Source organism: Pantoea sp. B_9 (genome assembly GCF_008632015.1).
GTDB lineage: Bacteria > Pseudomonadota > Gammaproteobacteria > Enterobacterales > Enterobacteriaceae > Pantoea > Pantoea dispersa.
Window position 1 is genome coordinate 449567 of sequence record NZ_VWVL01000002.1, and the last position, 12496, is coordinate 462062.

The window sequence follows — 12496 nt, forward strand, 5'->3', positions numbered from 1 at the left end:
AACAACAGAGCAATGATCGACAAAAAAGCAAATGAACAGATCTTTAAGCTGTAAAAGTGACGCACACAAGCCATCAACACTAAAGAAGGCAGATCATTGTCACCTGAAACCAGCTAAAAAAACTGGCAAAGACATTAAAGGCCGCACATTAATGCCAATAAAAAATAAAGTTGTGGATTAATATTAACAAAGCGTGAATTTGTTGATTCAGGTCAAAATAAAAAATTCGCCAAAAACAATCACACCATCAAGAAAGAAATGACATAAAAAGATAAAAATTGCGGATAGCAGCAGTGCGGAATTTCATACAGGACGGTACTGTGATGCAGTAAAGATTTCAGGTAAAACAGAGCGCACTTAAGCCCCGTGCTACATCCGTTCAACGTAATCGTATAAATCATCACCCATGCGGGAAATTTCGTATAAATAACGTTCGGGAGCGACCAGAGGGAATCAATCAGGATAGCGTGGTTCATGCAATAATGACGTACGCGATAAATCGCGCCGCTGCTAATTCAGTAATCTATTCCTCACAAACTTCACTCCAACTGCCCCGTCAGCGCTGACGCCATGCCGAGGGTGCCATGCCGTGCAGCTGGCGGAAGCGGTTGCTGAAATGGCTGGAGGAGTGGAAACCGCAGCGCAGGGCAATCTCAGTGAGCGACAGCGTGCTGAATTGCAGCAACTGCTGCGCGGCTTCCATACGGCGGCGCATCACATACTGGTGTGGCGCTTCGCCGGTGCTGCTGCGGAACATACGTGCAAAATGGTATTCGCTGAGCGCCGCCTCTGCCGCCAGTTGGGCCAGCGTTAACGGCTGATCCAGCTGCGTATCGATCAGCGCTATCACGCGGCGCAATACCGCCGGCGCCAGTCCGCCGCGCACCTGCGGCAGCTGCCACTGTACCTGACTGTAGCGCTGCAGCAGATGGGTCATCAGCAGTGTTGAGGCGCTGCTCAGCATCAGCTGGTTAGCCGGCTGCTGCCAGTCGGCGCTCAGCAGAAAATGGCGATACAGCTGGGTGATGCGATCATCGTCGGCAAAAATCTTCTCATGCAGGTTAAGCTGCGCCGGACTGCGATCCCACACCTGCTCACCGAGGTGACGCAAATGCGCATCGGTGCAGTAGAGATGCACGAAGGATAAATCCGCGCGCAGATCCCAGGTCGACTCGGTGCCAGACGGCATCAGGCAAAAGCGATCCGGCGCGCCGCCGTTGCGCCAGCCGTGCGGCGTTTTGTGCCAGGTATCGTAACCGTCAGCCACATAAAGGCTAAGCGTATGGTGATCGCTGAGGTTGGTCACGCGATCGCCACTGTTGAACCAGGCCGCCAGCCGAATGCCGCCGCTCAGCTGCACGCTATCGCGCAGCTGCGCTTTGTGACGCTGAAGCATAGTAAACGTCTGATATTCCGGCATGGTCTGACATCGCTCTCTGGGTTGATGTCCTTTAGTTTACGCAACTGACCGGACAGAAAACAGGCCAATGCCGGACCAGGCGGGAAAAAGCGCAAGAATTTGCAAGTGCTGCGCAAAGTCATGCAAGCTGCGCTCCTGTCGCTCAGGCACACTGCGAGCCTGATTCCGCCGGAGAGTTTCTGATGAACCTGATGTTATACCTCGCGGTGGTGCTGATTTGGGGCACCACCTGGATTGCGATTTTTCTGCAGCAGCAGGCCGCCGATACGCCGATACTGGTGGCGGTGTTCTGGCGCTTCCTGTTCGCCTCGTTGACCATGCTGGTGCTTCTCCGGCTGCTGAAACGTCTGCGTACGCTGGATGCGCGTGACCACCTGTTTTGTCTGTTACAGGGCGGCTGCGTATTCGGTTTTAATTTTGTCTGCTTTTACCATGCGGCAGCGATGATCAGCACCGGACTGGAGTCGGTGATTTTTTCGATGGCGGTGCTGTATAACGCGCTCAACAGCTGGATCTTTTTCCGCCAGCGCCCGCCTTTCCGCCTGCTGCCCGCCGCCGCGCTGGGCCTCGGCGGGATTGCTGCGCTGTTCTGGCAGGATATTCAGTCAGCCCATGTTGCGCCGCAGCTGCTGTGGGGCGTGGGACTGAGCGCGCTGGGCACGCTCGGTTTCTCCTTCGGCAATATGATTTCTACCCGCCATCAGCGTCGTCAGCGCGACGTGCTGACCACCAACAGCTACGCCATGCTGTACGGTGCGCTGATCATGGCCGTGCTGGCGCTGGTGAATGGCGACGCGCTGGCACCGGCACTCAATCTGCAGTGGCTGGGGGCGATGAGCTATCTGGCTTTGTTTGGCTCGGTGCTGGGCTTTGGTGCCTACTTCACGCTGGTGGGGCGCATCGGTGCCAGCCAGGCGGCTTACAGCACCCTGCTGTTTCCACTGGTGGCGCTGACGCTTTCGACGCTGTATGAAGGCTATCAGTGGCATAGCAATGCTATCGTCGGGCTGGTGATGATTCTGGCAGGGAACATGGTGATGTTCGTGCGCTGGCCGGCTCATCGCCGGTTACGTCTGGCCTGAAGCAAGAGCGGGCTTGGCGCCCGCTCTGTCACTCCTCTAGCGCCAGCCCCCGACGCCGATGTTGAGCTGGTGAGGTTGGTTAATGGCTTTTCTGGCAATCCAGTAAAGCAGAACGCGTTCATCATCTCTGTCGCGGTCGGCCATCGCCAGTAATTTCAGCGACAGGGTGGACCTGGTCACAGGCTGCTGTTCATCGCTTAACTCGATAACCGCCTGACCGATGATGCAGCAAACCTCATCCCCGCTGGATACGGATTCATATGCCCGGTCTTTCATATTTCCTCCTGTTGAATGAACTATAAGCCTGGCAAAGTTCCTGCGTTTTGCCGCGCAGATGCTGCGCTTAAAACACCCTGTTACACATGCTCACCTGTCGCAATGCCTGTTCATGTGACGACATCCGCGCTGCGCTTAAGCAAAGGCGCAATGCCATTCATACCGTTTTCACAGCATTTCATTCCGTCTCCCGCTCCGTTCACGCCCGTCCGCGCCACCCGCGCCCGCGTGAGGCTTATTATCGCTGCAGATTCCGTATTCCCGGATGGGAGAGAGAAAAATGACAACAGCCGTTACCCCTAATCATCAGCGTGTCCGTATCCTTACCCTCGCAGGCACCATCATTACCCAGTTCGCGCTCGGCTCGGTTTATACCTGGAGCCTGTTTAACGGCCAGCTGGCGCAGAAACTGGATGCGCCAGTCAGCCAGGTGGCTTTTTCCTTTGGTCTGCTCAGTCTTGGCCTGGCGATTGCCTCCTCGCTGGCCGGCAAGCTGCAGGAGCGCTTTGGCGTGCGTAATGTCACTATCGGTGCAGGCATTCTGATGGCGATTGGCTTCTGGCTGACCGCCCATGCTGACAACCTGATGATGCTGTACCTGAGCGCCGGCATTCTGGTCGGGCTGGCCGATGGCGCGGGCTATCTGATGACGCTCTCTAACTGCGTGAAGTGGTTTCCGGAGCGCAAAGGGCTGATTTCGGCCTGTTCGATCGGCGCTTACGGCCTCGGCAGTCTCGGCTTTAAATTCATCTGTGGCGCGCTGCTCAGCACTCAGGGGCTGGAAAATACCTTTGTGATTTGGGGTGTGCTGGCGATGACGATGATTATTGCCGGTGCCCTGATGATGCGCGATGCGCCGCTGCAGCAGGCCGGCTCACGTCAGCAGCAGGCCACACAGGAGTTCACGCTGGCGCAGTCGGTGCGCCTGCCGCAGTACTGGATGCTGGCGCTGATGTTCCTGACGGCCTGCATGAGCGGTCTGTATGTGATTGGCGTAGCGAAGGATATTGGTGAAGGTCTGGTGCACCTGAGTACGCAAACGGCGGCCAATGCGGTGACGGTAATTGCTATTGCCAATTTGAGCGGACGACTGATTCTCGGCGTGCTGTCGGACAAAATGGCGCGCATCCGGGTCATTTCGCTGGCACAGCTGGTTTCGCTGAGCGGCATGAGCATCCTGCTGTTCACCCACATGAATGAAACCACCTTCTTCCTGTCGCTGGCCTGCGTGGCGTTCAGCTTTGGCGGCACCATCACCGTCTTCCCGTCACTGGTCAGCGATTTCTTCGGCCTCAACAACCTGACCAAAAACTACGGCCTGATCTATCTCGGCTTCGGCATCGGTAGCGTGCTTGGCTCGCTGGTGGCTTCGGTGTTCGGCGGTTTCACCGTGACCTTCAGTCTGATTATGACGCTGCTGGTGATCTCGCTGGTGCTGTCGCTCAGTATCCGTCTGCCAAATCGTCAAAACCTGGTCGCGCCGGTACTGCATAATTAATTCACCCACCCTGCCGTGTAAATGCACGGCAGGCTTTTTACTGATAACCACAGAATTGATCACGCGTTGAGAGTGACTGTTATTTAACCTTGCATTTCAGAGTAATCGGGTTATTATCAGGCGCTATTCAGCTTATTCCGATTGGTTTATTTCCCGCCCTGTCACTTTTAGCTTTTAATTGACATATCTGGTAATAATTACGGAAATAACTCTACATTCACTGCATCTTCACTCCACTTTTCCCGGTTAATCTGGCCTCATTGGAAAAGAGGAGGACTCTCCATGAAGAAGTTAATAAAAGTCGCTTCGGTGGTGGCGATGATGACCATGCTAAGCGGGTGTATTATCGAGCACGACCATGGACGCGGTCCCGGCTGGGGTCACGGGCACGGCGGCGGCTGGCATCACGGCCATGGCGGCTATCGTCACTGGTAATTGGGCAAAGCACACACAGCACATAATAAAAAATGAATAAAGAAAGGGCGGGAATCAATCCCGCCCTTATTTTTTAGCTTTTCACCGCGTAATTACATTGATACCAGACTTTCTTCAGGCCAGGCAAATTGCTGTCCTGCGCCGGAAGCGATTCGACTTTATCGAAGCCGCGCTGGTTACAGTAATTCGCCAGATCAAGTTCCAGCGCATCTTTATCCAGCTTCTGTGGATCGTAACGATACTGTACGGTATTTGAACGCGCATCTTCATCCACGCGCTCAAAACCCCCGGGTTTGCTGACACTACAACCGGCCAGCATAAAAAGCGCTAACGCGCTAATAAGCATTTTATTCATTAGGGTGTCCTCATCAGACGTTGCAGTGTAAAAGGCAACGCCACACGCCTCTATAGGAAAAAGACGCGAAATGTCCGATTAATGCAAAGCTTTCGCCAATCAAATCAATAAAACCAAACGGTTTTCCTTATCACACCAGCAGTGAGAAGATGACTTCAGACAACACGAAGTCTGCACCACACCAGGTGATACCCACAAAAAGACATACTGAAAGTGACCTTTATGCCCGTGCTGAGCGGGCTTTTTTTTCGCCCGTTATCCGGTAAGGCTGACCATCTTACGCAAAAGATTGGCCGCTTGTTTGTCCGGCAATGCGAGAATTCCGCTGTAAAGATCAATCGACATCGCGCACATCGTGCCGCGATCTACCGCCGTATCCGCCGGCATATTCAGCTGCTGCAGCTTATCGCCCCACTTGCCATACAGCTTTTCCACCACACGCTGCAGATCGCGCTGCGCCTGAGGCTGATCCACCGCCAGCTCATCGCCGGTACTGTTTTGCAGCAGTGCCTCGAGCGCTTCACCATCGCGCTGATTAAGCTCCGGCGACAGCACCTGTTGCAGATTGACGCCACCGCTGACCTGCGGATAGAGGAAACGGAAGCAGCGCTGCGTATCCTGCTGCTGCAGCGCCTGCATCTCCTGCACCGAAACGCGGATATAGTTGATGATCGCCGCATCGCTGGCGCGCGCCATGCGCTGATTCACCAAATCCATCAGCCAGCCGCGCATATCGCCCAGCGCCTGCTCCGCAGGTACGCCCTCTGCCAGCTTGTGCTGCAGCTCGCGATTGAGCAGTTGCCACAGCGCCGGCTCCTGCACTTTCAGCACGCGATAACCCGGCGCGTCGCTCAGTTGGGTAGCCACCTGCGCCGCCAGCGCCTCGCGCTCCTGACGCGGATGCAGCCAGCTAAACCACAGCAGATTGGCCAGCAGCACAGGCAGCAAAAACAGCAGGACACCCTGCCAGACGCGCAGCGCGGTGGTGCGCAGCAGTATCACGATGATGATCGCCAGCAGCACAAAAGCGGCCAGCGTGAGCGGGAAAAGCGAGAACATGGAGCGACATTAATCCTTGCGAACGTCAATTAAAACCGGACAGCTGGCGCGTTCAATCACTGTTGCGCTTACCGAGCCTTTCAGCAGGCGGTTGAGCGGCGACAGGTGACGACGGCCCATTATAATCATACTGGCGTGCAACGCCTCAGACTGCGCCACAATGGTTTCCGCCGCTTCACCGGCCAGAATCAGCCCGCGTGCGTCAATGCCAGCGCGCAGCAGCGGTGCCAGCGCATGGCGTACCACCATTTCAGCCGTGTTTTGTTCATCCTGCGCCACGACAAAATCGTCTGGATCTTCCCCGGCGTCGATCTCAATCGGCTGATTGCACGACGAATAAGCCGGATCGACACAGCACAGCACGGTGACCTGCGCCTGTTGCGCCAGCGCCTGTTCAATGGTCAGGGCGATCACTTTTTCCGCCACCGGTGAGTTATCGATGGCCATCAGCAAGGTTTTCATCAGTCGGTTATCCTTCCGCAGCAGTTATTTTGCCAATTTCGCGAATCAGCGCCTCTTTACACTTTATCAGCGCTGTCCGGTAATGCGCTTCCTGGCGGTGAAAACGTGCCGTCGGCACCAGCAGTGAGATTGAGAAGCGCCCGAACAGCGTATCAATCGCGACCGCCATGGTGGAAATGCCCTCCAGCGTTTCGCCGCGATCGATAGCCAGTCCGCTGGCGCGCACCTCCGCAATCAGCGTCAGCAACTGCGGCAGCGTTTTTACCGTCATTTCCGTCAGTTCCGCATAGGCTTCGCCGACCATCACCCGCACATCTTCGTCGCTCTCCAGCGCCAGCAGCGCCCGGCCACCGGACGTACTGTAGAGCGGCAGATTCAGGCCGATGTGGGGCACCACGCGCAGCTCACGCGTGGCCACCACGTAATGGACAATCGCCAGCTGCGTCCCGCTGGCCCGCGCCAGCGACACCGTTTCATTGATTTCCGCCGAGAGTTGTTCGAGGAACGGCCGGACAATTTCCACCACGTCACTGTGCACGCTGGAGATCAGCTTCAGCAACGCCGGACCGAGGCGCAGCCCGCCTGCCCCGCCGCTGCGCACCAGCTGCGCGCTATCCAGCGCCGCCACGATGCGCTGCACCGTCGAGCGCGGCAGATCGACCACCTGCGCAATTTCACCCAGACTCATGCCGCCCGGATGCTCACCGAGCGCATTTAAAATTTTTGCCGCACGCGCAATGACCTGAATGCCACCCGCTTTTTCATCCTCACGGCTTGAGGGAGGTTCTACCATGATACGTTCCTTTTTGGCCTGCCCTACTTTAGCGCGAACGATCGCACTTTTACACCCTGTATCACATTGCAATACACCATATCGAAATGTAAGATGCGAGCTGTATCACATCGCAATACACTGCATCAACTAATAACGAGACACCTGCTATGAATGCCCAGCCCGTCGCGGCACCGGCACCGCATCCTTTTACCCTGCGCCTCGCGCTGGGGCTGGTGGGGGTGCTGATCGCCGCGCTGACCTCCGGATTAAACGATCGCGTTACCGACATCGCGCTGGCCGATATCCGTGCCGCAGTCGGCATTAGCTACGATGACGGCAGCTGGATTATCTCGGCCTATCAGGCAGCGGAAGTCGCCGCGATGATGATTGCACCGTGGTTCGCCGTCACCTTTTCGCTGCGCCGCTTCGCGCTGGCGGTGTCGGCCGGTTTCATGGTGTGCGGTGTTCTGCTGCCCTTTATGCCCACGGCTCCGCTGTTTATTGCGCTGCGCGTGGTGCAGGGACTGTTTGGCGGCGCCCTGCCGCCGCTGCTGATGACGGTGGCGCTGCGCTTTCTGCCACCGCCGATCAAACTTTATGGGCTGAGTGCTTACGCCCTCACCGCCACGTTTGGCCCGAATATGGCGGCGTCGCTGGCGGCGTTCTGGACCGATGACGTCAGCTGGATGTTTGTGTTCTGGCAGGTGGTGCCGGCCATGCTGATCGCCATGCTGCTGATCGGCTGGGGTCTGCCGCAGGATCCGCTGCGCACTGAGCGATTTAAACAGATTGACCTGTTCGGCATGCTGAGCGGCTGCTCGGGCATGGCGCTGCTGATTCTGGCGCTGACGCAGGGTGAGCGTCTCGACTGGCTCAGCTCGCCGCTGTTTGTCGCCCTATTATTCAGCGCGCTGGCGTTGCTGATTGTGTTCTTTATTAATGAATGGTTTCACCCGCTGCCGCTGTTTAAGTTGCAGATGCTGCGCCGGCGTAATTTGTCGCACGGTTTGCTGGCGCTGGCGGGTGTACTGATTCTGGCGCTGTCCGGTTCGGCGCTGCCGTCGGCCTATTTTGGTCAGGTGGAGGGGTTTCGCACGCTGCAGTTCGCGCCGCTGGCGTTGACCATCGGCCTGCCACAGCTGCTGATTGCACCGCTGGTCGCCAGCCTGCTGAATATCCGCTGGATTGACTGCCGCTGGGTGCTGAGCGCCGGTGTGCTGCTGCTGGCGACCGCCTGCCTGCTCGGCATGCAGATCACCACCGACTGGGCGCGGCAAAACTTCTGGCTGATGCAGGTCTTGCAGGCGTTTGGTCAGCCGATGGTGATTCTGCCGGTGCTGATGAGCGCCACCAGCGTGGTCGCGCCGCCGGAAGGACCGTTCGCCTCCGCCATGTTCAATACCGTACGCGGCTTTGCCAGCATCGCCGCCAGCACGCTGGTGGAGTGGTTTATCAGCCATCGCGAGCAGTTTCACTCCAGCGTGCTGGTCGATCAGGCGGCCAGTCGCATCTGGCTGATGACCGCAGCGGATAGCCAGCAGGCCAGCAGCAGCCTGCCGCTGTTGGCCGACGGCAGCGCCAGCAACGCGACCAATCTCAGCGGCTTCGCCACCCTGCTGAAGCATCAGGCGATGGTGCTGAGCCTGAGCGATGCGTATCTGATGCTGATCGCTTTCGCTGTCGGGCTGTTAGTGCTGACGCTGTGCCTGGCGAAACGCGTCTGGCCACCGCAAACCCTGATTCAACCTGTTACCAAAACTCCGGAATAACTGTTATGCACGCTTTTGCTATGAAACGAACAATCCTGCTGAGCGCCCTGCTGCTGGTTTTGCTGGCGATGGCGTTCTGGCTCTGGTCAGCCATGACCGGCAACGACCATCGCACTGATGATGCCTGGGTGAATGCCGATTACACGCTGGTGGCCCCGAAGGTGTCCGGCTACATTGCCCACGTCAACGTGCAGGATAACCAGCGCGTGCGGGCTGGCGACGTGCTGGCGACGCTCGACGACCGCGACTATCGCGTGGCGCTTGAGACCGCGCGGGCCAATCTGCAGGTCAGCGACGCCAAACGGCTGAGCGCGCAGGCGCAGCTCGACCAGCAGCAGTCCACCATTGCCGAGGCCCGCGCCACGCTGGCCGCCAGTCAGGCATCGGCGCAGTATGCCGGACAGAGCGCGGCGCGCTACAACCAGCTGTACAAGAGCGGCACCATAGCCGCTGACGATCAGCAGAAAGCCAGCTCAACCCAGCGTTCCGCCGCCGCCACGGTGCGCCAGAGCGCAGCAGCGCTGGCGGCGGCCCAACAGCAGGTGAAGGTGCTTGAGGCCGCGCTGCGTCAGGCGGAGGCTGATGTCGCGGCGGCGCAGGCCAGCGTCGACCAGGCCGGGTTGAATCTCTCTTATACGCGTATTATTGCGCCGGTGGATGGCATGGTGGGTCAGCGTTCGGTGCGCGTGGGAGCCTGGGTCAGCGCGGGTACGCGTCTGCTGGCCGTGGTGCCGCTACAGCAGACTTACATCACCGCCAATTATCTGGAGACGCAGCTGGCGGATGTGCGCCCGGGCCAGAGAGTGGTGGTGAAGATTGATGCATTGCCCGGCAAGACCTTCACCGGTCACGTTGACAGTATCGCCCCCGCTACCGGCGCCACGTTTTCCGCGATTGCCCCCGATAACGCCACCGGCAACTACACTAAAGTGGTTCAGCGTTTGCCGGTGAAAATTGTGCTGGATCCGCATCAGAGCGATCTGGCGCAATTACGTGTCGGCATGTCGGCGATTCCGCAGATTGAGACCCGATGAAAATGTGAGCAACTTCTCAGAAGTGACCTATTTATTTTCGGATCGATTCCGCGTAAATTAGCGCTCGATCCTGTTTCGGGGCAGCCCGGAGCGACCTGAGTAGAAAGCGTGTAGCGATGATGAACTCCACCTTTCTCTTATTCTGTTCGGGTTACGCTGGTTTGGGATCGCCATCATTGTAACCGCTCAGAGGAGTTGTTTTGTGAAATACGCCTTGATGGGAATCTCTTTCTTCGTCTTACTTTGGGTCGGCACCTTCGTGCTGATGCTGTAAAGACGCCAGCCGGGGCGACCGCTCAGTCGCCCCGATTTGTAGTTACTCTGCTTCTTCCACCGCTTTTACCGTTCCCGGCAAAATACCGTCGGCGCGGAACATCGCTTTAATGCCACGCACCGCCTGACGAATACGATCGCTGTTTTCAATCAGGGCAAAACGCACGTGGGTATCGCCGTAGTCACCAAAGCCAATGCCCGGCGAGACGCACACTTTCGCCTCCTGCAGCAGCCGTTTGGCGAATTCGAGCGAGCCCAGATGCGCGTAATGGTCGGGGATTTTCGCCCAGACGTACATGGACGCTTTCGGCAGATCGACCATCCAGCCCGCCTCATGCAGCCCTTTCACCAGTACATCGCGCCGGCGTTTATACTGCTCGGCGATATCACGCACGCACTGCTGATCGCCCTCCAGTGCCGCAATCGCCGCCACCTGCAGCGGTGTGAAGGTGCCGTAGTCGTGATAGCTTTTGATGCGTGCCAGTGCCGCCACCAGCTCTTTGTTGCCGACCATAAAGCCGATGCGCCAGCCTGCCATGTTGTAGCTTTTTGACAGGGTAAAGAATTCCACCGCCACATCGCGCGCGCCCGGCACCTGCATAATCGAGGGCGCTTTCCAGCCATCATAGGTGATGTCAGCGTAGGCCAGATCGTGGATGACCAGCACGTTGTACTGTTTCGCCAGCGCGATGACGCGCTCGAAGAAGTCCAGCTCCACGCACTGCGATGTCGGGTTGGACGGAAAGCCGAGGATCATCATCTTCGGTTTCGGGTAGCTTTCGCGGATGGCGCGTTCCAGCTCATTGAAGAAATCGACGCCCGCGACCAGCGGCACCGAGCGCACCTGCGCGCCGGCTATCACCGCACCGTAGATGTGAATCGGGTAGCTGGGATTGGGCACCAGCACGGTGTCGCCGTGATCGAGCGTCGCCAGCATCAGGTGCGCCAGGCCCTCTTTCGAGCCGATGGTAACGATGGCTTCGGACTCCGGATCGATATCCACCTGGTAGCGCTCGGCGTACCAGCGCGAAATGGCGCGGCGCAGGCGCGGAATCCCTTTGGAGGTAGAGTAGCCGTGCGTGTCTTCACGCTGTGCCACCTGACAGAGTTTTTCCACGATGTGCGGCGGTGTCGCGCCATCGGGGTTGCCCATGGAGAAATCGATGATGTCTTCGCCGCGCCGGCGCGCAGCCATCTTCAATTCAGCCGTGATGTTAAATACATAGGGGGGCAGACGTTCAATACGCGAGAAACGACGGGGTGTGCTGTTATCAGCCATGATGTCCTCTGGATTACGTTAGCGCCCGGACCGTCCGAGCGACGCTGGTCACTGCCGTGACCGAAACAAGAACATAACGCGCTGATAACAATATTGTCGAGGGGGGACGGCAAATTTTTTAGCCTGCTTCGTTTAAGCGCCCAAACACCCAATCGTTTACCCACTGGCCGTTGAGGCGGTAATTATCGCGTAGCGTGCCTTCCAGCGCGAAACCGTTCTTTTCCAGAATGCGCCGCGACGGCCAGTTGCCCTCAATCACCAGCGCTTTGAGTTTGTGGAAGTCGGCCTGCAGCAGGAACGTGCACAATGCCTGCAACGCTTCGCTGCCGTAGCCCTGACCGGTACAGGCGTGGCGCAGCATGTAACCCACTTCGGCCTGACGATACGGATGCCACTCGGCGCTGCAGCCAAACAGACCAATCGCTTCACCGCTGTCGCGCAGGCGCGTCACCAGGCACAGCATGTGAAAACTGCTGGGTTGCCACGGTGCCAGCCGCTCGTTAAAGCGCTGGCGGATGTCGTTTTCATCGGGGATCTCGCTCACCCAGGTCATGGTCGCGGCATCTTCATGTACCGCTTTGAAAATCTGCCAGTCTTCCGGCTGTAACCGGCTGAGGGACAAACGAGGGGTGAGTAATTGCATGGCCACGCTCCGCTGTTGTGCTTACGGCAACATAGCAAACCGCATCCGTGACAACCAGTGACCGCTGCACGCTTTCAGAAATCCTCTTTTTAGCACTCAGGATTTCCTCTTTTCAGTTTCATAGCGGATAATCTGC

The 12496-nt window shown here is 57.6% G+C and carries 14 protein-coding genes; 6 read left to right on the plus strand and 8 right to left on the minus strand.

All coding sequences use genetic code 11. The features are described 5' to 3' along the window. Positions 1-556: 556 nt before the first annotated feature. The gene (locus F3I21_RS08925) at positions 557-1420 is read right to left on the minus strand and encodes a helix-turn-helix domain-containing protein (RefSeq protein ID WP_150058716.1); all 864 of its coding nucleotides are present in this window, start codon (positions 1418-1420) and stop codon (positions 557-559) included. A 182-nt stretch (positions 1421-1602) separates the two neighbouring features. On the opposite strand from F3I21_RS08925, the gene F3I21_RS08930 reads away from it, so the two are divergent. After that, on the plus strand, positions 1603-2502 hold the full coding sequence (locus F3I21_RS08930) for a DMT family transporter (protein WP_150058717.1): 900 nt from the start codon (positions 1603-1605) through the stop codon (positions 2500-2502). A 36-nt stretch (positions 2503-2538) separates the two neighbouring features. On the opposite strand, the gene F3I21_RS08935 is transcribed toward F3I21_RS08930, so the two are convergent. After that, positions 2539-2778 (minus strand): hypothetical protein, encoded by a 240-nt coding sequence (locus tag F3I21_RS08935; RefSeq protein WP_021313687.1) that lies wholly within the window; start codon positions 2776-2778, stop codon positions 2539-2541. Positions 2779-3058: 280 nt separating this feature from the next. On the opposite strand from F3I21_RS08935, the gene F3I21_RS08940 reads away from it, so the two are divergent. Continuing rightward, the gene (locus tag F3I21_RS08940; RefSeq protein WP_150058718.1) at positions 3059-4276 is read left to right on the plus strand and encodes an MFS transporter; all 1218 of its coding nucleotides are present in this window, start codon (positions 3059-3061) and stop codon (positions 4274-4276) included. A gap of 282 nt (positions 4277-4558) precedes the next feature. Beyond that, positions 4559-4711 carry a hypothetical protein gene (locus tag F3I21_RS23210; protein WP_021509106.1) on the plus strand — a complete coding sequence of 51 codons (153 nt, stop codon included), beginning with the start codon at positions 4559-4561 and terminating at the stop codon, positions 4709-4711. 73 nt (positions 4712-4784) lie between these two features. Here F3I21_RS23210 and F3I21_RS08945 read toward each other — a convergent pair whose 3' ends face one another. The 4 genes from F3I21_RS08945 to F3I21_RS08960 all read right to left on the minus strand — a co-directional run bounded on the left by F3I21_RS08945 (position 4785) and on the right by F3I21_RS08960 (position 7380). Beyond that, the gene (locus F3I21_RS08945) at positions 4785-5066 is read right to left on the minus strand and encodes a membrane lipoprotein lipid attachment site-containing protein (protein ID WP_021509105.1); all 282 of its coding nucleotides are present in this window, start codon (positions 5064-5066) and stop codon (positions 4785-4787) included. Positions 5067-5321: 255 nt separating this feature from the next. Then, positions 5322-6125, minus strand: coding sequence for a hypothetical protein (locus F3I21_RS08950; RefSeq protein ID WP_021509104.1), 804 nt, complete (start codon positions 6123-6125; stop codon positions 5322-5324). Positions 6126-6134: 9 nt separating this feature from the next. Then, entirely contained in the window at positions 6135-6587 is a 453-nt protein-coding gene (locus F3I21_RS08955) for a universal stress protein (RefSeq protein ID WP_127834392.1), read from the minus strand. A 7-nt stretch (positions 6588-6594) separates the two neighbouring features. Continuing rightward, on the minus strand, positions 6595-7380 hold the full coding sequence (locus F3I21_RS08960) for an IclR family transcriptional regulator (protein ID WP_021509102.1): 786 nt from the start codon (positions 7378-7380) through the stop codon (positions 6595-6597). A 149-nt stretch (positions 7381-7529) separates the two neighbouring features. Between F3I21_RS08960 and F3I21_RS08965 the strand changes: the two genes are divergently transcribed. The 3 genes from F3I21_RS08965 to ypdK all read left to right on the plus strand — a co-directional run bounded on the left by F3I21_RS08965 (position 7530) and on the right by ypdK (position 10439). Further along, positions 7530-9131 carry an MFS transporter gene (locus tag F3I21_RS08965; protein ID WP_150058719.1) on the plus strand — a complete coding sequence of 534 codons (1602 nt, stop codon included), beginning with the start codon at positions 7530-7532 and terminating at the stop codon, positions 9129-9131. 5 nt (positions 9132-9136) lie between these two features. Then, on the plus strand, positions 9137-10165 hold the full coding sequence (locus F3I21_RS08970) for an HlyD family secretion protein (protein ID WP_125311816.1): 1029 nt from the start codon (positions 9137-9139) through the stop codon (positions 10163-10165). Between the two features lie 202 nt (positions 10166-10367). After that, a complete protein-coding gene (gene ypdK / locus F3I21_RS08975; RefSeq protein WP_006120362.1) occupies positions 10368-10439 on the plus strand; it encodes a membrane protein YpdK in 72 nt (23 codons plus the stop codon). A gap of 42 nt (positions 10440-10481) precedes the next feature. Here ypdK and alaC read toward each other — a convergent pair whose 3' ends face one another. Further along, the gene (gene alaC, locus F3I21_RS08980) at positions 10482-11717 is read right to left on the minus strand and encodes an alanine transaminase (RefSeq protein ID WP_059012156.1); all 1236 of its coding nucleotides are present in this window, start codon (positions 11715-11717) and stop codon (positions 10482-10484) included. A 118-nt stretch (positions 11718-11835) separates the two neighbouring features. After that, positions 11836-12360, minus strand: a complete 525-nt coding sequence (locus tag F3I21_RS08985) for a GNAT family N-acetyltransferase (protein WP_150058720.1) — start codon at positions 12358-12360, stop codon at positions 11836-11838. Positions 12361-12496 lie beyond the last annotated feature (136 nt).